Source organism: Micromonospora sp. PRAS1, assembly GCF_059553435.1.
Genome location: NZ_JCANNB010000021.1, coordinates 25,383 through 44,191, shown reverse-complemented (window position 1 = coordinate 44,191; position 18,809 = coordinate 25,383). Strand labels below are relative to the sequence as shown.

General features: G+C 72.2%; 21 protein-coding genes. 15 read left to right on the top strand and 6 right to left on the bottom strand.

The window, feature by feature from the left end; genetic code table 11:
* Positions 1-2: 2 nt before the first annotated feature.
* The 3 genes from AC507J_RS20015 to AC507J_RS20005 all read left to right on the top strand — a co-directional run bounded on the left by AC507J_RS20015 (position 3) and on the right by AC507J_RS20005 (position 1,840).
* Positions 3-434, top strand: a complete 432-nt coding sequence (locus AC507J_RS20015) for an acyl-CoA thioesterase (protein ID WP_496290690.1) — start codon at positions 3-5, stop codon at positions 432-434.
* Entirely contained in the window at positions 431-1,123 is a 693-nt protein-coding gene (locus AC507J_RS20010; protein WP_496290689.1) for a DUF8185 domain-containing protein, read from the top strand. The genes AC507J_RS20015 and AC507J_RS20010 overlap by 4 nt, the downstream gene beginning before the upstream one ends.
* A 132-nt stretch (positions 1,124-1,255) precedes the next feature.
* Entirely contained in the window at positions 1,256-1,840 is a 585-nt protein-coding gene (locus AC507J_RS20005) for a type III secretion system chaperone family protein (RefSeq protein ID WP_496290688.1), read from the top strand.
* A gap of 123 nt (positions 1,841-1,963) precedes the next feature.
* Here AC507J_RS20005 and AC507J_RS20000 read toward each other — a convergent pair whose 3' ends face one another.
* The 3 genes from AC507J_RS20000 to AC507J_RS19990 form a co-directional block, all read right to left on the bottom strand.
* On the bottom strand, positions 1,964-2,392 hold the full coding sequence (locus AC507J_RS20000; RefSeq protein ID WP_496290687.1) for a globin: 429 nt from the start codon (positions 2,390-2,392) through the stop codon (positions 1,964-1,966).
* 96 nt (positions 2,393-2,488) lie between these two features.
* Positions 2,489-3,853 (bottom strand): MFS transporter, encoded by a 1,365-nt coding sequence (locus AC507J_RS19995; RefSeq protein WP_496290752.1) that lies wholly within the window; start codon positions 3,851-3,853, stop codon positions 2,489-2,491.
* Positions 3,854-4,069: 216 nt separating this feature from the next.
* Positions 4,070-5,125: a mechanosensitive ion channel family protein gene (locus tag AC507J_RS19990; protein ID WP_496290751.1), complete on the bottom strand. Its 1,056-nt coding sequence runs from the start codon at positions 5,123-5,125 to the stop codon at positions 4,070-4,072.
* 266 nt (positions 5,126-5,391) lie between these two features.
* Between AC507J_RS19990 and AC507J_RS19985 the strand changes: the two genes are divergently transcribed.
* Complete coding sequence (locus tag AC507J_RS19985; protein WP_496290686.1) at positions 5,392-5,925, top strand: HNH endonuclease; 534 nt, start codon at positions 5,392-5,394, stop codon at positions 5,923-5,925.
* A gap of 41 nt (positions 5,926-5,966) precedes the next feature.
* Here the strand turns inward: AC507J_RS19985 and AC507J_RS19980 are convergent, their stop codons facing one another.
* From AC507J_RS19980 to AC507J_RS19970, 3 genes are all read right to left on the bottom strand, one after another.
* A complete protein-coding gene (locus tag AC507J_RS19980; protein WP_496290685.1) occupies positions 5,967-6,797 on the bottom strand; it encodes a class F sortase in 831 nt (276 codons plus the stop codon).
* A gap of 13 nt (positions 6,798-6,810) precedes the next feature.
* Entirely contained in the window at positions 6,811-7,341 is a 531-nt protein-coding gene (locus AC507J_RS19975; RefSeq protein ID WP_496290684.1) for a GVDTG sorting domain-containing protein, read from the bottom strand.
* 89 nt (positions 7,342-7,430) lie between these two features.
* Positions 7,431-7,910, bottom strand: a complete 480-nt coding sequence (locus AC507J_RS19970; protein WP_496290683.1) for an Lrp/AsnC family transcriptional regulator — start codon at positions 7,908-7,910, stop codon at positions 7,431-7,433.
* A gap of 146 nt (positions 7,911-8,056) precedes the next feature.
* Here AC507J_RS19970 and AC507J_RS19965 point away from each other — a divergent pair, with 146 nt between their 5' ends.
* From AC507J_RS19965 to AC507J_RS19915, 11 genes are all read left to right on the top strand, one after another.
* Positions 8,057-8,950, top strand: a complete 894-nt coding sequence (locus AC507J_RS19965) for a tryptophan 2,3-dioxygenase (RefSeq protein ID WP_496290682.1) — start codon at positions 8,057-8,059, stop codon at positions 8,948-8,950.
* Positions 8,951-8,964: 14 nt separating this feature from the next.
* Positions 8,965-10,272, top strand: coding sequence for a kynureninase (gene kynU, locus AC507J_RS19960; RefSeq protein ID WP_496290681.1), 1,308 nt, complete (start codon positions 8,965-8,967; stop codon positions 10,270-10,272).
* 17 nt (positions 10,273-10,289) lie between these two features.
* Positions 10,290-11,645 carry an FAD-dependent oxidoreductase gene (locus AC507J_RS19955; protein ID WP_496290750.1) on the top strand — a complete coding sequence of 452 codons (1,356 nt, stop codon included), beginning with the start codon at positions 10,290-10,292 and terminating at the stop codon, positions 11,643-11,645.
* A gap of 20 nt (positions 11,646-11,665) precedes the next feature.
* Entirely contained in the window at positions 11,666-13,147 is a 1,482-nt protein-coding gene (locus tag AC507J_RS19950; RefSeq protein ID WP_496290749.1) for a 2-hydroxymuconic semialdehyde dehydrogenase, read from the top strand.
* Complete coding sequence (locus AC507J_RS19945) at positions 13,144-13,938, top strand: 2-keto-4-pentenoate hydratase (protein WP_496290680.1); 795 nt, start codon at positions 13,144-13,146, stop codon at positions 13,936-13,938. The genes AC507J_RS19950 and AC507J_RS19945 overlap by 4 nt, the downstream gene beginning before the upstream one ends.
* Positions 13,935-14,864, top strand: a complete 930-nt coding sequence (locus tag AC507J_RS19940) for an acetaldehyde dehydrogenase (acetylating) (RefSeq protein WP_496290679.1) — start codon at positions 13,935-13,937, stop codon at positions 14,862-14,864. The genes AC507J_RS19945 and AC507J_RS19940 overlap by 4 nt, the downstream gene beginning before the upstream one ends.
* The gene (gene dmpG, locus AC507J_RS19935; protein WP_496290678.1) at positions 14,861-15,910 is read left to right on the top strand and encodes a 4-hydroxy-2-oxovalerate aldolase; all 1,050 of its coding nucleotides are present in this window, start codon (positions 14,861-14,863) and stop codon (positions 15,908-15,910) included. The genes AC507J_RS19940 and dmpG overlap by 4 nt, the downstream gene beginning before the upstream one ends.
* On the top strand, positions 15,907-16,680 hold the full coding sequence (locus tag AC507J_RS19930) for a 2-keto-4-pentenoate hydratase (RefSeq protein ID WP_496290677.1): 774 nt from the start codon (positions 15,907-15,909) through the stop codon (positions 16,678-16,680). Before dmpG ends, AC507J_RS19930 begins: the two co-directional genes overlap by 4 nt.
* Positions 16,681-16,807: 127 nt before the next feature.
* Complete coding sequence (locus tag AC507J_RS19925; protein WP_496290676.1) at positions 16,808-17,242, top strand: RidA family protein; 435 nt, start codon at positions 16,808-16,810, stop codon at positions 17,240-17,242.
* Positions 17,235-17,759 (top strand): 3-hydroxyanthranilate 3,4-dioxygenase, encoded by a 525-nt coding sequence (locus tag AC507J_RS19920; RefSeq protein WP_496290675.1) that lies wholly within the window; start codon positions 17,235-17,237, stop codon positions 17,757-17,759. Before AC507J_RS19925 ends, AC507J_RS19920 begins: the two co-directional genes overlap by 8 nt.
* Entirely contained in the window at positions 17,759-18,781 is a 1,023-nt protein-coding gene (locus tag AC507J_RS19915) for an amidohydrolase family protein (protein ID WP_496290674.1), read from the top strand. Before AC507J_RS19920 ends, AC507J_RS19915 begins: the two co-directional genes overlap by 1 nt.
* The last annotated feature ends 28 nt before the right edge of the window (positions 18,782-18,809 follow it).

Below are 18,809 nucleotides of genomic sequence, written 5' to 3'. Positions count from 1 at the left end.
CCGTGGCTGACCGGTTCGTCTACGAGTGCACCCTGCGGTGGTCCGATCTGGACGCCTACGGGCACGTCAACAACGCCCGCTTCCTCACGCTCTACGAGGAGGCCCGGGTGGCGTTGATGTTCGTCGGCGCGCGGGCGCAGGGCGTCGACTCGTTCGCCGACGGTGTGGTGATCCGCCGGCACGAGGTCGACTACCTGCGTCCGGTCGACTACACCCTGAGCCGGGCCACCGCCGAGGCGGCCCCGACGGTACGGATCGAGCTCTGGGTGGAGCAGGTCCGGGCCGGTTCATTCACCATCGGCTACGAGATGTACGACGGTGAGCTGCTGGTCAGCCGGGCGCGTTCGGTGCTGGTCCCGTTCGACCTGACCCGGCAGCTGCCCCGACGACTCAGCGAGCCGGAGCGCACCTTCCTGCTCGGGTACGCCACGTGACCGGCACCGGTGCCGGCGTGCGGCACGGGATCGAGGGCGTCGCCGACGCCGAGGCCTTCCTGGCCCGGCTGGTCCGGCTGGAGCGTGACGCCCTGGTCCGGCTGCGTCCGGCCGGTACGCCCGCGCGTACCGCCCTCTGGGCCCGGCTGCCGTGGGGGGTGCTGGCGGTCCGCACGGTGGCCGGCGTGGGCACCGGAGACGTCACCGTCGTGGCCGGACAGTTGCTCGCCGAGTTGGCGGCCGGTGGCACCGTGCTGCCGGACCGCCACGACGCCCGGTGGCGGTGGCCGCTCCCGCCGCCGGCCAGCCAGCGGGTCGAGACCCTGCCCGGCGGTGAGCTGCGCCGGCTCGCCGAGGCGGCGGCGGAGACCCTGCGGACGGCGGGCGCGCACGGGGTCGCCGGCCGCGCGGTCGGCCAGCGGGCGCTGCGGGACGCGCTGCTGGACCACGTCGCCGTGGTGGTGACTCCGGACGACGAGCCGGACCGCCCGGTACGGGTGACCCAGCGGATGGTGCAGGGATTGATCAGAATGGGTTTTCTCGGTCCCGAGGATTCGTCCGCACCAGACGGGGTACAGGTTCGGGCGGCTGGCCGATGGGTCGGCTTGGTGGGACCGTACGGAGCCGTCTGGTCGCAGAAGGCCACGGATCTTGCCGTAAGGCCCGCCGCGACTCATCCGTTCGGCTGACCACCTATCGTAAATCCGGGTTGGGGCTGGCGTTGGGGGGATGCTTCGTACCGGCTGTCCGGGTACCGTCCATCCTCGGATCCCAACCCACCGTAGGCGACTGGATCCGCTGGGGAGTGAGGTGCGCGAGCGATGCCGTGGTGGTCATGGCGCCCTGGTCCCGCCAGTGGCGGCGACTCGGAAACTCGAAGCAGGATCACGGTGGAGGGTGCCGTCCGGGTTGGACCGCCGGCGCCCCGTAAGCCGGGGGACGACTGTCCGGGCGGTGATCATTCTTTGATGGCCGACATGCCGGCCACCGTCGAACCGGTCACCCTGCGCCGGATCTGCGACGCGCTCGATCTGCTCGACGTGCGCTATCTCGCCGACGGCGACGGCAATCTGCTGGCCATGTGGGAGCGGCACGCCGTGCTGGTCACCCTGGAAGGGCCGGAGGACGAGATCCTCGTGCTCCGGGCGCGGCCACACGCGACCGTGCCGCCGGACTGGGCGGACCGGGCATACCGGGTGGTGAACGAGTGGAATCACACCCGACGCTTCTGCAAGGCGTACGTGGGTGACGCCACCGAGCGGGGCCAGTTGCCGATCTACGCCGAGTTGCAGGTGCCGCTCGCCGCCGGCACCCACGACGCGCTCCTGGTCGAGCTGCTCGACTGCGGGGCCGCGGTGGCGACGAGCTTCGTCGACTGGCTGCACGACGAGGGTGCCCTGCTCTGACGCCGACCACCCGGGCGGCCAGGCCCCCGCGCGTCGGCCGGGGTCACACCCCGGGGCGCGGCCGCATCACGCCGGGGTGGCCGGTCACGCGGGTGCGGCCGGGTCACACTCCGGGGTGGCCGGTCACGCGGGTGCGGCCGGGTCCTCCATCGCGTTCACCATGAAGTACGCCGCCCGCTCCAGGTAGTTCCAGAGTTCGGTGGCGGTCGCCGGCGGCAGGTCGAGGCTGTCGACGGCCCGACGCATGTGGCGTAGCCAGGCGTCGCGCTCGGCGGCGCCGATCCGGAACGGCGCGTGCCGCATCCGCAGCCGAGGATGACCCCGCTGGGCGGAGTAGGTGCTCGGACCGCCCCAGTACTGCATGAGGAAGAGCCGCATCCGCTCGTTGGCCGGGCCGAGATCCTCCTCCGGGTACATCGGGCGCAGCAGCGGGTCGGTGGCGATGCCGGCGTAGAACTCGTCGACCAGCTTGCGGAACGTGGGCTCGCCGCCGACGGCGTCGAAGAGCGTGACCGCCTCGCCGCGGGGTTCGGACTCAGCTGCGGAATTCACCGTTCCATCCTGCCAGGCTTCCCCTGCCGGCCGCCCGGCCCGGGGCGGGCGCGGCCGGTGGTTCAGATCACCTGGGCGGCTGGCTGGCGGTTTGGGTCAGGTCACCGCATGCCGGGGCCGGCCGGGACCCAGGTGCCCCGGGCCCGGATCGTCGGACGGCGGCTGCGCCTCGGCGCCGCCGGGGGAGTCCCGCCCGGCCGAGTCGATGGCGGCCGCGACGGTCTCCGGGTCCGGGAAGCGCCGGGCGACGATCGCCATCAGCACCACGCCGGCAGCGCTCCACACCCCCACCACCACCGGGATCGGGAACCGCTCGGCGAGCAGGCCGGTGACCAGCACCGAGACACCCTGGATCACCTGTATGCCCGTGCCCATCACGCCGAACGCGCGGGCCCGGAAGCCGTCGGGGAGGGCCTGGACGAAGAGGCCGTTGGCCACCGGGAGGATGCCGGCGACCGCGAACCCGCAGGCGGCGGCGAGCAGCGCCACCACCATCGGCGGCGGGTCGAGCAGCGCCGGCACCAGAGCCAGCGGTGCGAGTACGGCCAAGGGTCGCAGCAGGCTCTGCTGGCGGGCCAGAGTGAGGGTCCGCCCGACCAGCAGGCCGCCGAGCACGAAGCCCACCGGATTGGCGGCCATGATCAGAGCCTGGGCCGTCCCGGCCTGCAACTCGTCGTCGACGTGCTCGTTGGCCCAGGCCGCCGCCAGCCCCTCGGGCACGATGGAGAAGAGCACGGCGCTGAAGACGAGCACGGCGATCGCCCGCAACACCGGGGTACGGAAGATCAGGCCGAACCCGGCGGCGGTTTCCCGGAGCAGGTGGCTGCGGTGCGTGCTGGACATCGCCGGCGGCCGGTCGCGGACGCCGAACCGGACCAGCAGGGCCGACATGGCGAGGGCACCCGCGTTCAACAGCAGCGCGGCGGAGGGGCTGACCGTCGCCACGGCAGCGCCGAGCAGGTAACCGAGCACCTGGGCCGCCTGCCCGGTGCTGACGAAGAGCGAGAGCCCGAGGACGAGTTGCCGCTTCGGCAGGATCTGCGGCGCCAGGGCGGAGCGGGCGGACTGGCTCGGTGGATTGGCCAGGGTGGTGAGGAAGATCAGCGCCAGGACTGCCGGCACCGGCATCCCCGGGATGGCGATGAGCAGCATGAAGCCCATGCGGAGGAGGTCACAGATGACCATGACCTGCCGATAGCGGTGCCGCTCGGCGACGGCGGCGAGCAGTGGGCCGCCGACCAGCCAGGGCAGGAAGCTGACCGCGAACGCGGTGGCGGAGAGGGCGACGGACTCGGTCGCCCGGTAGACGAGGAGGGTGACCGCCGCCTTGGCGACGTAGTCGCCGAGCCAGGTCAGCGCGGTGGCCCCGAGGACGGCGCGGTACTCACTATGGGCGAAAACCTCCCGGAAGGTGGCGGGTCCTTCACGACGAGGTTGCTCGTCCGACACCTTCGCCTCCATCACCCCGGCAGCGCGCCACTCGTGATGGCTGCCCCGGGACCATCGTCAGATCTGCGGATCAGCGAGGACGTGACCACGCTCGGGGAGCGCGTGCACCGGATTCTGCCCGATTGTCTGACAACTGGCTAGGGCGAACGGTTAGATCGTCACATCCCCGACTGAACCGAACGGACGATACCTGAGGGGCCGCTCAGTCGCGACCCCCCGTCGGTCGGCTCATCCGGAAGTGCCCCGACCGGTTTCGGTGCCGCCTGGAGTAGGTGCGCCGGGAAAGCCTCGCCCGGCCACCAGTCGCGCCGTGATGCCGGAGTTCTCCAGTGCCTCGGCGAGTCGGCGGCGCAGTTCCCGGGCCACGGCGGCCTGGCCGTCGGCGGTGGTCTTGACCACCGTGCGGATCACGGTGCCCTCCATCGTGATCTGCTCGACCCCGAGTACCTGCGGGGGCTCGACGACCGAGGGTTCGAGCTCCGGATCCACCGCGATCGAGGCGGCGGCCGTCCGCAGCACCGCGGTGGCCTCCTCGGTACTGGCGAAGCCGATCGGCAGGTCGACCACGGCCAGCGCCCAGCCCTGGCTCTTGTTGCCCACCCGCACGACCTCGCCGTTGCGGATGTACCAGAGCACGCCGCGCCCGTCCCGGACGGTGGTGACCCGCAGGCCGACCGCCTCGACCACCCCGGTCGCCTCGCCCAGGTCGACCGTGTCGCCGACCCCGTACTGGTCCTCGATCAGCATGAACAGCCCGGCGATCAGGTCCTTCACCAGGCTCTGCGCGCCGAAGCCGAGGGCCACGCCGGCAATGCCCGCGCTGGCCAGCAGCGGTGCCAGGTCGAAGCTGAACTCCTTGAGCACCATCAGCAGGGCGATGCCGAAGATGAAGGCGGTGCTCAGGCTGCGTAGCACCGAACCGATCGCCTCGGCCCGCTGCCGGCGGCGCTCGGGGACGAACTCGCCGGGCTCGGCGGTGGCGGACGGGATGCGCTCGCGTAGCGGACGCAGCATGGTGGGTACGCCGGCGTCGCTTGTGGTCCGCACGAGCCGCCGGATGGTCCGGTGCACCAGCCACCGGGCGGCCACCGCCAGCAGCAGGATCAGGATGATCCGCAGCGGTTTGATCAGGATCCAGTAACTGCCCTCGGCGAACCACACCGAACCGGTCAGGTCCCACGCCCAGCGGCACAGGCTCAGGCTCTCGGTGAGGCACTCCGGACTGGGGGCGTCGGACGTCTCGGTCGGGTCCGGGCTCGGCGTGACTGGTGCGGGGCTGGGCATGCTGAGGGTCACCCTGATTTCGTACCGCAAGTACCGGCCGGACCCACCATCGACCCACCGGCGGGTGGCGCGGACCGCGCCGGAGCCGCTGGCGGGCGAAAGCTCCGCCAGGTACCCGGGATTAGTGCGTGCATTCGCGGGTCCGATCAGGGACGATTGGCGCAGCGGACGTCGGTGATTCGGCCGGCGTCTAGGTGGTGTAGGGCTGTGTCCGGCACCGGTCGGCGGTGGCGTGTTGGCAGCCGCCTGACCGGGAGGGTGACGCGATGCCTGACATACGACCCGCAGTGGGCTCCGGCGCGCTGGTCCTCAACGCCACCTACGAGCCGCTGTGTGTCGTATCGGTACGTCGAGCCGCGATTCTCGTGCTCTCCGCCAAGGCGGTCTGTGTCGCCGACGGCGAAGGCATCCTGCACAGCGCCCGTAGCGCTTTACCGGTGCCCTCGGTCGTCCGCCTCACCCGGTTTGTCCGGGTTCCGTACCGCACCCACGTGGGCCTGTCCCGCCGAGCGATCTTCGCCCGGGACGGCTGGCGGTGTGCCTACTGCCGGGGGCCGGCCGAGACGATCGACCACGTCTTCCCGCGCAGCCGCGGCGGGCGGCACGCGTGGGAGAACGTGGTCGCCGCCTGCGCCAGGTGCAACCACACCAAGGGCGACAAGACCCCGGCCGAGTTGGGTTGGCGGCTCAGCGCGCCGCCCGCCGCACCGAAGGGGATCGCCTGGCGGGTGCTCGGCCACCGAGCGCCCGACCCACGCTGGGCCGACTGGTTGGACCTCCGCGAATCCGAGGCCGCCTGACCGCACCCGGGCCCCGGAGCGGCCCTCGGCCCGGCGGGCACTCACCGCGCCTCCACCAGCGAGGCGAAGACGATTACGTTGTCCGCGTAGCCGGTCTCGCCGCCCACCCAACGGCCGCCGCAGGTGATCAGCCGCAACTGGGGCCGGCTGAAGTCGCCGAAGACCTCGCCCGCGGGCAGCTTCTCCTTGTCGTACCGGCCGACCCGGTCGACCTCGAAGATCGCCACCGAGCCGTCCGCGCGGGCGACCTCCACCCGGTCGCCGGCGCGCAGTTTCCGCAGCTGGGCGAAGACCGCCGGGCCGGTGTGGGTGTCGACGTGTCCGACGATGACGGCCGGGCCGTACTGGCCGGGCGTCGGGCCCTGGTCGTACCAGCCCGCCTCCTGGGCCCGCTCCGTCGTCGGTGCGGCGACGCTGCCGTCCGGGGCGATGCCCACGCTGTGCACGGGCGCGTCCAACTCGATCGAGCTGATCTCGATGCCGAGCGGCTGGCTCGCCGGCAGCACCGGGAACTCCTTCGGCGGGGGTGCCAGCCCGGCGATGAAACGGTCCGGCAGGACGGTCATCCCGGTCACTCGCTCGACGCCGAGCATCGTGACGATCAACAGCATCAGCGCGCCGATCACCAGCACGGGCAGTCCCGGGTTGGCGCGGCGCCGGAACCCTGCCGACGCGACCCGGCGCGGTCTCGCCGCCACCGGCGCGGCCGAGGGATCGGTGGTGGCGACGCTGGCCGTACCCACCTGCGCGGCGGCCCGACGCAGCCGAGCCACCGCCGCGGCCATCCTCCGCCGCAATGCGCGGCGCCGGCTCACGGCGGTCCGGGGCGAGCCCGGACCCGGTTCCGGCGCGGGTACGCGGGAGCCGATCATGGCCGTGATGGGGTCAGGAGCCGGTCCGGCGTCGGCTGCTGAAGAGGCCGAAGACCACCGCCGCTGCCACCGCCGCGGCCCCGCCCAGCAGCAGCATCGAACCGGTGCTCCGGTCAGCGGTGCCGCCGCCACCGGTCGCCGGACCCTTGGTCGGCTGTTCCATGTTCAGTACGGTCAGCGTGGTGCTGGCGGTCTGGCCGTTGTTGCAGCGCAGATGCACCGGATAGTCCCCGGCCGCCTTGTTGCCGGGCACCGTGACATCGCCGGTGAGGAAGCCGTTGTCCGGCCGGAGGAAGACCCGGTTGAAGGCGTCCGAGGTCACCTCGGCCTGCCGGTTGTTGGCGTTGTCGCAGCTGGCCCGGATGTGCACCCGGGAACCGGCCTGCACGCTGCTAGGCGTGACCTCGACGAAGGTGTTGTCACCCGCTCGGGCGGGTGCCGCGCCGACCAGGACGAACGCCCCGATCAGGGCGAACGCGCCGAGCAGCCGGACGATGCTGGACGAGGCGTGCAGTACGCCTCCGTACGGTCGCAGACCCCGCATGATCCTCCCTCCCGGCACCGGTGTACCGGTCCTGCTGGGGCGACCCGCGGTGCTTTCCCCTTGCCCGCTCGGCTAACCGGGGGCGGATGTTAAGAAGGGGCCCTTCCTCTACCCGAGGCGTTAATAGGGGGCCCTTCCTTCGGGGTCAGCGGGCGCCAGCCGAGGGGGGTGGAGAGGACCATGGTGCTGGAGGGCTGACCGTACGGGGCGAGCCGGTCGATGACCGCCTCGAACTCGCCGATCGAACCGGCCGCCACCTTCAGCACACTGCACGCGTCACCGGTGATCCGGTGGATCTCCAGGATTTCCGGCCAATCGGCGACGTCGGGGTCGTGCAGGATGCACCGGGCGCCGTAACAGGACATCCGGATCAGCGCGACCACCGTGCGGCCGGCGCGGGTCAGGTCGACGTGGGCGTGGTAGCCGGTGATCACCCCGGTCTCCTCCAGCCGGCGTACCCGTTCGGCCACGGCCGGCGGGGAGAGGTGCACCCGCCGGGACAGCTCGCTGAACGACAGCCGTGCGTCGGCCTGCAGCTCGCGGAGCAGGGCCCAGTCCATCTCGTCCACCGCTCGACCTTACGCCTGACAAGCCAACCAGGTCGAGTGCCTTTCGTTCAGCAGGTCGATCCCGCGAAGCGCCGTTGAACAGGCATTCCATCCGGCGTTGGCGGCGGGAGATCATGAGTGCCTGGGAGTCAGGAAGGAGCGGACGTATGGAGCAGACCGAGCTGCGCCCTCGGACGGTGGTGCGTCCGGTCACGCCCCGGCAGCGCGCGGCCCGGGCCGCCCGCAACGGCGGCGAACCGACGCTGGAGTTCACCGAACGGGTCCCCTACGACGCCTACGTACAGGCCAGTACGCTGCACCGGCTGCAAGAGCCGCTGAGCGACGACCCGGGCGAGATGTCCTTCCTGATGGTCAGCCAGATCATGGAGCTGTACTTCGGGTTGACCTGCCACGAGTTGCGGGAGACCGCCCGGCTGCTGCGCCAGGACCAGGTGTGGGCGGCGCTGGCCCCGCTGCGTCGCGCCGCGCTGCACCTGGAGGGCCTCAACGCCGCCTGGCGCGGCCTGCGCTGGATGACCCCGGCCGACTTCAACCGCTTCCGTAACCTGCTCGGCGAGGGCTCCGGCTTCCAGTCGGCGATGTACCGGCACCTGGAGTTCCTGCTCGGGCTGCGGGACCCCGCGCTGATCCGGCCGTTCCGCCGGCAGACCGAGGTGTACGCCGAGCTGACCGGCGCCCTGGCCACGCCGAGCGTCTGGGACGAGGTACTTGCCCTGCTCGACCGGCACGGTCACGGCCTCCCCGCCGAGCTGCTGGAGCGGGACGTGGCCACCGAGCACGAGGCGCACCCCGCCGTCGAGGCGGCCTGGGTACGGATCTACGCCGACCCCGGCCCGGAGAACCACCTGCGGCTGCTCGGCGAGGCGCTGACCGAGGTGGCCGAGCAGTTCGGCGACTGGCGGCACCACCACATCAAGGCGGTGCAGCGGACCATGGGCGCCAAGGTCGGCAGCGGCGGCTCGGCCGGGTTGGCGTGGCTGCAACGCAGCATGGCCCGGGTGGTCTTCCCCGAGTTGTGGTCGGCCCGGACGGCGATGTGAGGCGGGAGTCGTAGATGACGACAAGGACGACCGAGACCGAGCCGCCCCGCCCCGGCGAGGCCGAAGCTCTCCGGCTCGACGACGCCGATCCGGGCCACCGGCACCTGTTCCACGTGCCGCCGGCCGACGGCGGGCGCTATCCCGAGACGGCGTACCTGGCCGGCAACTCGCTCGGTCTGCAACCGAAGGCGACCCGCGCCGAGCTGCTGGCCGACCTGGACGCCTGGAGCCGGCTCGGCGTCGAGGGCCACCTGGAGGCGGCGCGGCCCTGGCTGCCGTACCACGAACTGCTGACGGCGCCCGCGGCGCGACTGGTCGGCGCCCGGCCCACCGAGACCGTGGTGATGAACTCGTTGACGGTCAACCTGCACCTGCTGATGGTCAGCTTCTACCGTCCGGCAGGTGAACGGACCCGGATCGTCATCGAGGACACCGCCTTCCCCTCGGACAGCTACGCGGTGCGCAGCCAGGCGCGGTTCCACGGGCTCGACCCGGACGCCACTGTGGTCCGGCTGACCCCGCGCCCCGGCGAGGAGAACCTGCGGACCGAGGACGTCACCGCGTTCCTGGCGGCCGAGGGACACACCGTCGCGCTGGTACTGCTCGGCGGGGTCAACTACCTCACCGGCGAGCTGCTGGACATCCCGGCGATCACCGCCGCCGGCCGGGCCGCCGGTGCGGTCGTCGGCTGGGACCTGGCGCACGCCGCGGGCAACGTGCCGCTGGCGCTGCACGACTGGGACGTCGACTTCGCCGCCTGGTGCTCGTACAAGTACCTCAACTCCGGACCCGGCGCGCTGGCCGGGGTCTTCGTGCACGAGCGGCACCACGGCGACGGCACGCTGCCCCGCTTCGAGGGCTGGTGGAGCACGGCGGCGGACACCCGCTTCGAGATGACCCCGGTCTCCCGGCCACCGGCCACTGTCGAGGCGTGGCAGATCTCCAACCCGCCGATCTTCGCGATGGGACCGGTCCGCACCTCGCTGGAACTCTTCGACGCCGTCGGCATGCCCGCGCTGCGCGAGCGCAGCCAGCGCCTCACCGGCTACCTGGAGCGGCTGCTGGACGAGGTCACCGTCGACCGGCCGCTTACCGTGGTCACCCCGCGCGAGGCGAGCCGGCGCGGCTGCCAGCTCTCGGTACGCATCGGCACGGGCAGCGCCAACGAGTTGACCAAGCGGCTGCGGCACGAGCACGGCGTGATCGCCGACGCCCGCGAACCCGACATCGTCCGGTTCGCCCCGGTGCCGCTCTACTCGACGTACCACGACTGCTGGCGGGTCGCCGACGCGCTGGCCGCGACCGTGGAGGCCACCCCATGAACGTCGGACGCGACGAGATGACCGCATCGAACCACGAGATCGACCCGGGGCGGGACGAGATCGCCGTGGTCGGCGCCGGGCTCGCCGGTTGCCTGCTGGTCTGCTTCCTGGCCCGGCGGGGCTATCCGGTGGCGCTCTACGAGCGGCGGCCGGATCCGCGTACCGGCAGGCCCGAGCGGGGCCGGTCGATCAACCTGGCGCTCTCCGAGCGGGGCCTGGACGCGCTGCGCCGGATCGGGCTGGCCGAGCAGGTGATGGCGGACGCCCTGCCGATGCGCGGCCGGATGGTGCACCCGGTGGTCGGCGAGCTGGGGTTGCAGCCGTACAGCGTCGACGGTGACCGGGCAATCAACTCGATCAGCCGGGGTGCGTTGAACAACGCCCTGCTGGAGGCCGCCGCCAAGCTGCCCGGGGTGCGGATCGCCTTCGACCACCGGCTGGTCGGGCTCGACCCGGACTCCGGCGAGATGACCTTCGAGACCCCCTCGGGTCCGGTCACCGAGACCGCCCGGGTCGTCCTCGGCGCCGACGGCGCCGGTTCGGCGGTACGCGGGCAGCTGCTCGCCCACGACCTGCTCACCGAGAGCGTCGACTTCCTCGACTACGGCTACAAGGAACTCACCATCCCCCCGCTCGGCGGCGACTTCGCCCTGGACCCCGGCGCGCTGCACATCTGGCCGCGCGGCACCTCGATGATGATCGCCCTGCCGAACCCGGACCGCTCCTTCACCTGCACGCTGTTCTGGCCCACCCACGGCACCGCCAGCTTCGCCTCGCTTGGCAGCCCGGCGGCGATCGAGCGGCACTTCGCCAAGCACTACCCGGACCTGCTGCCGCTCGCCCCCGACCTGGTGGACGACTACCAGCACAACCCGGTCGGCGTGCTCGGCACGGTGCGCTGCGACCCGTGGCAGTACGACGGGCGGGTCGCACTGCTCGGCGACGCGGCGCACGCCATCGTGCCGTTCTACGGCCAGGGGGCGAACTGCGCCTTCGAGGACGTGGTGGAGCTGGACCGCTGCCTCGACGAGTGCGCCGACGACTGGTCGGCGGCGCTGCCGCTGTTCCAGCAGCGCCGGCAGGAGAACGCGGAGGCGATCGCCCGGATGGCGCTTGCCAACTTCGTGGAGATGCGGGACAAGGTCGCCTCGCCGGTCTTCCGGACCCGCAAGAGGATCGAGCACGCCCTGGAGCGCGCCCTGCCCGGCCGGTACGTCTCCCAGTACGAACTGGTCTCCTTCTCCACCGTCCCGTACGCGCAGGTGCGCCGCCGGGTACGCCGGCAGTACCAGGTGGTAGGGGCGGTGGCCGCCGGCGTGGTGGCGGCGTTGGCCGGCGCGGCGGTGGCGCTCGGACGCGGGAGGCGTGGATGACGCTCTGGGATCCCCGACTGATGAGCGGGCGGGCACCGGACGGGCCCGGCCTGCTGCGCAACTTCGTCGGCGGCGAGTTCGTCGAGACCGGTGACCGGTTCAGCAAGCGCTCCCCGGTGACCGGCGAGCCGGTCTTCGAGGTGGTCGAGGCGTCGCAGTCCGTGGTGGACGACGCGGTGACGGCCGCCCGGGCGGCGCTGCGCGGCCCGTGGGGCCGGATGGGGGAGCGGGAGCGCGCCGATCTGTTGCGTCGGGTCGCCGACGAGCTGGAACGCCGCTTTGACGACCTGGTCGCCGCCGAGGTCGCCGACACCGGCAAGGCCATCTCGCAGGCCCGGACCCTGGACATCCCGCGCGGCGCGGCCAACTTCCGGGCCTTCGCCGAGATCGTGGCGACCGCGCCGACCGAGTCGTTCACCACGGTCACCCCGGCCGGCGGCCGGGCGCTCAACTACGCGGTCCGCAAGCCGGTGGGCGTGGTCGCGGTGATCGTGCCGTGGAACCTGCCGCTGCTGCTGCTCACCTGGAAGGTCGCCCCGGCCCTGGCCTGCGGCAACGCGGTGGTGGTCAAGCCCAGCGAGGAGACGCCCGCCTCGGCCACGCTGCTCGCCGAGGTGATGGCCGCGGCCGGCGTACCGGAGGGGGTGTTCAACCTGGTGCACGGCTTTGGTCCCGGCTCGGCCGGGGAGTTCCTCACCCGGCACCCGGGCGTCGACGCGATCACCTTCACCGGCGAGTCGGCCACCGGCGGCGCCATCATGCGGGCCGCCGCCGACGGGGTGAAGGCGGTCAGCTTCGAGCTGGGCGGCAAGAACGCCGGCCTGGTCTTCGCCGACGCCGACCTGGACGCGGCGATCGCCGGCTCGGTGCGCTCCAGCTTCACCAACGGCGGCCAGGTCTGCCTCTGCACCGAACGGATCTACGTGCAGCGGCCGGTCTTCGAGGAGTTCACCGCCCGGCTGGCCAAGCGCGCCGAGGAGTTGGCGTACGGCTGGCCGGCCGACGAGGCGACGGTGAACATGCCGCTGATCTCGCACACCCACCGGGACAAGGTGCTCGGCCACTACGACCTGGCCCGCACCGAGGGCGCGCAGGTGCTCGCCGGTGGCGGGGTGCCGCGCTTCGGCGATGCCCGCGACGGCGGCGCGTACGTGCAGCCCACGGTGCTGACCGGACTCGGCCCGCAGGCCCGGACCAACACCGAGGAGATCTTCGGCCCGGTGGTGCACGTGGCGCCCTTCGACACCGAGGACGAGGCGTACGAGCTGGCCAACGGCACCGAGTACGGCCTGGCGGCGACGGTCTGGACCCGGGACGTGGGTCGGGCGCACCGGGCCGGGACCCGGCTGGACGCCGGCATCGTCTGGGTAAACACCTGGTTCCTGCGCGACCTGCGCACCCCGTTCGGCGGGGTGAAGGCCTCCGGCATCGGCCGCGAGGGCGGCGTGCACTCCCTCGACTTCTACTCCGAACTCACAAACGTCTGCGTGGACCTGTCATGAGCGATATCGAGTCGGCGGCCCGGGAACTGACCGAGGCGCGCCAGAGCGGCAAGCCCTGCCCGCCGGTACGCGGGCGGCTGCTGCCGGAGGGGGACGTCGAGTCCGCGTACCGGGTGCAGCAGCGCCAGGTGGGCGAGTGGCTGGCGGCCGGGCAGCGCCGGGTCGGCGCGAAGATCGGCCTGACCTCCCGGGTGGTGCAGGAGAGCTTCGGGGTCTTCGAGCCCGACTTCGGGGTGCTCACCGACGCGATGGCGGTGCCCGACGGCGCCGAGGTGGCCCTCGACCGGCTGCTCCAACCCCGGGTCGAGGCGGAGATCGCCTTCGTGCTCGGTGCCGACCTGCCCGACGGTCGGGTGACCACCGCCGACCTGCTGCGCGCCGTGGACCACCTGCTGCCGGCCATCGAGATCGTCGACTCGCGCGTCGCCGGCTGGGACATCTCCATCGTGGACACGGTGGCGGACAACGCCTCCAGCGGGCTGTTCGTGCTCGGCACCAGCCCGCGGCGGCCCGGCGACGTGGACCTGCGGCTGGCCGGGATGGTGCTGGAACACGCCGGTGAGCCGGTGTCGGTAGGCGCGGGTGCGGCCTGCCTCGGGAACCCGTTGCACGCCCTGGCCTGGCTCGCCGACACCATGGCCCGCGCCGGTGACCCGCTGCGCGCCGGTGACGTGGTGCTCTCCGGCGCGCTCGGCCCGATGGTGCCGGTGACGCCGGGCGCGGCGTACGAGGCCCGGATCTCCGGCCTCGGTTCGGTCCGGACGTGCTTCTCCAGGGAGGTCGCCTCATGACAGGTGTGGCGGTGATCGGGTCGGGCAACATCGGCACCGACCTGATGATCAAGGTGCTCCGGCTCTCGGACACGTTGCGGATGGTGGCCATGGCCGGCATCGACCCGGCCTCGGACGGGCTGGCCCGGGCCCGCCGGCTCGGCGTGGCCACCACCGCCGAGGGCGTCGACGGCCTGGTGGCGATGCCCGAGTTCGCCGACGTCGAGCTGGTCTTCGACGCCACCTCGGCCGGCGCGCACCGGCACAACGACGCGGTGCTGCGTGCCCACGGTCGTACGGTGGTGGACCTGACCCCGGCCGCGCTCGGCCCGTACGTGGTGCCGCCGGTCAACCTGGACGAGCACCTGACCGAGCCGAACGTCAACATGGTCACCTGCGGCGGCCAGGCGACGGTGCCGATCGTCGCCGCGGTACGCCGGGTCACCCCGGTGGCGTACGGCGAGATCGTCGCCTCGATCGCCTCCCGCTCGGCCGGTCCGGGTACCCGCGCCAACATCGACGAGTTCACCGAGACCACGGCCCGGGCGATCGAGGTGGTCGGTGGCGCCGACCGGGGCAAGGCGATCATCGTGCTCAACCCGGCCGAGCCGCCGCTGCTGATGCGGGACACCGTCTACTGCCTCTGCCCCGACCCGGACGCCGACCGGGCCGCCATCGCCGATTCGGTCGCCGCGATGGTCGCCGACGTGCAGGAGTACGTCCCGGGCTACCGGCTCAAGCAGGACGTGCAGTTCGACCGGGTCGACACGTACGTGCCGGCGCTCGGCCGGCACCTGACCGGGTTGCAGGTCTCGGTCTTCCTGGAGGTCTCCGGTGCCGGGCACTACCTGCCCGCGTACGCCGGGAACCTGGACATCATGACCTCGGCCGCGTTGCGTACCGCCGAGCGGCTGGTCGCCCTGCGCCCGACGGGAGCGCTGGCATGACGGAGCTGTACATCCAGGACGTGACGCTGCGCGACGGCATGCACGCCATCGCCCACCGGTACAGCGTCGACCAGGTCCGCACCATCGCCGCCGCGCTTGACGCCGCGGGGGTGGCCGCGATCGAGGTGGCGCACGGCGACGGGCTCGCCGGGTCCAGCGTCAACTACGGCCACGGCGCGGCCAGCGACGCGGAGTGGATCTCGGCGGCGGCCGAGGTGATGACGAACGCCAAGCTGACCACCCTGCTGCTGCCGGGCATCGGCACCATCGCCGACCTGAAGGCGGCCAAGGCGCTCGGGGTGACAAGCGTCCGGATCGCCACCCACTGCACCGAGGCGGACATCTCCGCCCAGCACATCTCCTGGGCACGGGAGAACGGCATGGACGTGGCCGGTTTCCTGATGATGTCGCACATGAACGATCCGGCCGGGCTGGCCGGCCAGGCCAAGCTGATGGAGTCCTACGGCGCGCACTGCGTCTACGTGACCGACTCCGGCGGCCGGCTGCTGATGTCCGACGTGGCGCAGCGGGTCGACGCGTACCGGCAGGTCCTCGAACCGACCACGCAGATCGGCATCCACGCCCACCACAACCTCTCGTTCGGCGTGGCCAACAGCGTGGTCGCCGTCGAGCACGGCCGGGTCGCCGGTGACGGCCCGGTCGGTGCCGCCACCGGCCGGACCGTCCGGGTCGACGCCTCCCTGGCCGGGATGGGCGCCGGGGCCGGCAACGCGCCGCTGGAGGTCTTCGTCGCGGTCGCCGAGCTGCACGGCTGGAAGCACGGCTGCGACGTGTTCGCGCTTATGGACGCCGCCGACGACATCGTCCGCCCACTCCAGGACCGGCCGGTCCAGGTCGACCGGGAGACCCTCTCCCTGGGGTACGCCGGGGTCTACTCCAGCTTCCTGCGGCACGCCGAACGCGCCTCGGCCCGCTACGGCGTCGACGTCCGGTCGATCCTGGTGGAGCTGGGCCGGCGCCGGATGGTCGGCGGCCAGGAGGACATGATCGTCGACGTGGCGCTGGACCTCAAGGAGAAGCAGTGAACGAGCCGGACATCGCGGGCATCGCCGAGCGGCTGGGCGAGGCGGCGCGGCACGCCGCCGCGACCCCGCAACTCGCCGCCGAGGTTGGCCTCGACGTCGACACCGCGTACGCGGTGCAGGGCGCTCTCGTCCAGCGCCGCCTCGACTCCGGCGAGCGGCTGGTCGGGCTGAAGATGGGGCTGACCAGCAAGGCGAAGATGGCCCAGGTCGGGGTGGACGAGGTGATCTGGGGGCGGCTCACCGACGCGATGCGGGTGCCCGACGGCGGCACCGTCGACGTGGCCGACTTCATCCACCCCCGGGTCGAGCCGGAGGTGGCGTTCCTGCTGGACCGGCTCCCGGAGCCGGGCGAGCCGGTCGGCGACTTCCGCGACGCGGTTCGCGCGGTCGCCCCGGCGCTCGAGCTGATCGACTCCCGGTACGCCAACTTCACCTTCTCCCTGCCGGACGTCGTCGCCGACAACGCCTCGGCCGCCGCGTTCGTGGTCGGGCCGTGGTCGGCGGTGCCGGACGGGCTGGAGAACCTCGGTGTGCTGCTGGAGGTGGACGGGCGGGTGGCGCAGGTCGGTTCGACCGCGGCGATCCTCGGCGATCCTCGGCGGGCGCTTGACGAGGGGCTCCGGCTGGCCGGGCGGTACGGGTTCCGGTTGCGCGACGGCTGGGTCTTCCTGGCCGGTGCCGCCACCGCCGCCGTTCCGCTGCGTCGTGGCGCTCAGGTTCGGGCCGTGGTGGAGAAGCTCGGCACCGCCTCGCTTCGGGGTTCGTCGTGATCGGCGTCGGGGGTTCCGGGCAGCCCACCCGGCTCCGGGCGGTCAGGCTTGATCCCTCCGCCGGGCGGGCTGCCCGGAACCCCGCCGTGGTCGTGGTCCGCGCGTCGGTGCAGCGGGGTGGACTGTCGTGAGTGGTGACGGGGCGCGGGTGGTGGCGGGAAAGGCGGTGCCGCGGGGGGCGTTTCCGCACGTGAAGGTGGCGGGCGGCTTCGTCTTCGTGTCGGGTACCTCGTCGCGGCGGCCGGACAACACCTTCGCTGGCGTGTCGGTGGACGAGTTCGGTACCACGGACCTGGACATCCGGGCACAGACGCGGGCGGTGATCGAGAACCTCGGCGACCTGCTGCGCTCGGTCGGCGCCGAGCTGTCCGACCTGGTGCAGGTGACGTCGTACCTGGTCAACATGAATGACTTCGGTGGATACAACGAGGTGTGGGCGGAGTTCTTCGACGCCACCGGACCGACCCGGACGACGGTGGCCGTGCACCAGCTGCCGCATCCGCACCTGTTGATCGAGATGCAGGCCGTGGCCCTTCTTCCGTCAGGAGGCAGTCGTGAGTGAGATCGCCGAGCCGTTCAGCTTTCCCGGCTGGATCGCCGAGAACCAGCACCTGCTCAAGCCGCCGGTGGGCAACAAGGAGATGTTCCCCGGCGCCGACGACTTCATCGTGATGGTGGTCGGCGGGCCGAACCAGCGCACCGACTTCCACGTCGACCCGTACGAGGAGTTCTTCTACCAGGTCAAGGGCAACATGCACATCAACCTGATGACCCCGGAGGGGCCGCGTACGGTGCACGTACGCGAGGGTCAGATGTGGATGCTGCCGCGCAACGTGCCGCATTCGCCGCAGCGCCCCGAGCCCGGCTCGATCGGCGTGGTCGTCGAGCGGGTACGTCCGGAGGGGACGCTGGAGAAGTTCCAGTGGTACTGCCCCGAGTGCGGGCACCGGGTGCACGAGGTCGAGTTGCAGGTCCGCGACATCGCCGCCGATCTGCCCCCGGTCTTCGGCGCGTTCTACGCCGACGAGTCGGCGCGTACCTGCGGCAACTGCGGCGCGCTGCACCCGGGCAAGGGCTGATGGCGCAGCCCGCTGCCCAGCCGGTGGTGGACGTGCACACGCACGTCGTACCGAAGGGCTGGCCGGATCTGGCCACGGCGTGCGGTGGGTCCGGCTGGCCCTGGCTGCGGATCGACTCGGAACGCGCCGCCATGATCATGGTCGGCGAGTCCGAGTTCCGGCCGATCGGCGCCGAGTGCTGGGACGCGCCGACCCGGCTGGCCGACATGGCCACCGACGGCGTGGACGTGCAGGTGGTCTCGCCCACCCCGGTCTTCTTCGGCTACGACCGCCCGGCCGACCAGGCGGTGCGGGTGGCCCGGATCTTCAACGACCTGACCCTGGAGGTCACCGCGGCCGGTGGCGACCGGCTGCTGCCGTTCTGCCAGGTCCCGTTGCAGGACCCGGACGCGGCCTGCGCCGAGCTGGACCGCTGCCTGGCCGCCGGGCACGTCGGCGTGGAGATCGGCAACCACGTCGGCGACCGGGACCTGGACGACGCCGGGATCGTCACCTTCCTGACCCACTGCGCCGAGGTGGGCGCGCCGGTCTTCGTGCACCCGTGGGACATGCCCGGCGGCCCCCGGCTCGACCGCTGGATGGCCCGCTGGCTCACCGGGATGCCGGCCGAGACCCACCTGTCGGTGCTGTCGATGATCCTCGGCGGGGTGTTCGACCGGGTGCCGCCGAGCCTGCGGATCTGCTTCGCCCATGGCGGCGGCAGCTTCCCGTTCTGGCTGGGGCGCGCCGACAACGCCTGGCACCGCCGTGGCGACCTGGTACGCGGCGCCTCCGTCGCCCCGCCCAGCTCCTACGTCGACCGCTTCTACGTCGACTCGGTGGTCTTCGCCACCCCCGCGCTGCGGCTGCTGGTCGACACCATGGGCGCCGACCGGGTGCTGCTCGGCAGCGACTACCCGTATCCGCTGGGCGAGCGCCCGGTCGGCCGGGTGGTGCACGAGGCCGACTTCCTCACCGACGCCCAACGCGCCGACCTGCTCTCCCACAACGCCCTACGTTTTCTGGGTTCAGCTGATATATAGCGCGAGCGTTGCCGTATACACTGGCGCT

Coding starts and splice junctions, on each gene's coding strand:
- AC507J_RS20005 (WP_496290688.1), top strand. CDS start 1,256: ATGCCGTGGTGGTCATGGCGCCCTGGTCCCGCCAGTGGCGGCGACTCG.
- AC507J_RS19995 (WP_496290752.1), bottom strand. CDS start 3,853: ATGGAGGCGAAGGTGTCGGACGAGCAACCTCGTCGTGAAGGACCCGCC.
- AC507J_RS19990 (WP_496290751.1), bottom strand. CDS start 5,125: ATGCCCAGCCCCGCACCAGTCACGCCGAGCCCGGACCCGACCGAGACG.
- AC507J_RS19985 (WP_496290686.1), top strand. CDS start 5,392: ATGCCTGACATACGACCCGCAGTGGGCTCCGGCGCGCTGGTCCTCAAC.
- AC507J_RS19980 (WP_496290685.1), bottom strand. CDS start 6,797: ATGATCGGCTCCCGCGTACCCGCGCCGGAACCGGGTCCGGGCTCGCCC.
- AC507J_RS19975 (WP_496290684.1), bottom strand. CDS start 7,341: ATGCGGGGTCTGCGACCGTACGGAGGCGTACTGCACGCCTCGTCCAGC.
- AC507J_RS19965 (WP_496290682.1), top strand. CDS start 8,057: ATGGAGCAGACCGAGCTGCGCCCTCGGACGGTGGTGCGTCCGGTCACG.
- kynU (WP_496290681.1), top strand. CDS start 8,965: ATGACGACAAGGACGACCGAGACCGAGCCGCCCCGCCCCGGCGAGGCC.
- AC507J_RS19955 (WP_496290750.1), top strand. CDS start 10,290: ATGACCGCATCGAACCACGAGATCGACCCGGGGCGGGACGAGATCGCC.
- AC507J_RS19950 (WP_496290749.1), top strand. CDS start 11,666: ATGAGCGGGCGGGCACCGGACGGGCCCGGCCTGCTGCGCAACTTCGTC.
- AC507J_RS19945 (WP_496290680.1), top strand. CDS start 13,144: ATGAGCGATATCGAGTCGGCGGCCCGGGAACTGACCGAGGCGCGCCAG.
- AC507J_RS19940 (WP_496290679.1), top strand. CDS start 13,935: ATGACAGGTGTGGCGGTGATCGGGTCGGGCAACATCGGCACCGACCTG.
- dmpG (WP_496290678.1), top strand. CDS start 14,861: ATGACGGAGCTGTACATCCAGGACGTGACGCTGCGCGACGGCATGCAC.
- AC507J_RS19915 (WP_496290674.1), top strand. CDS start 17,759: ATGGCGCAGCCCGCTGCCCAGCCGGTGGTGGACGTGCACACGCACGTC.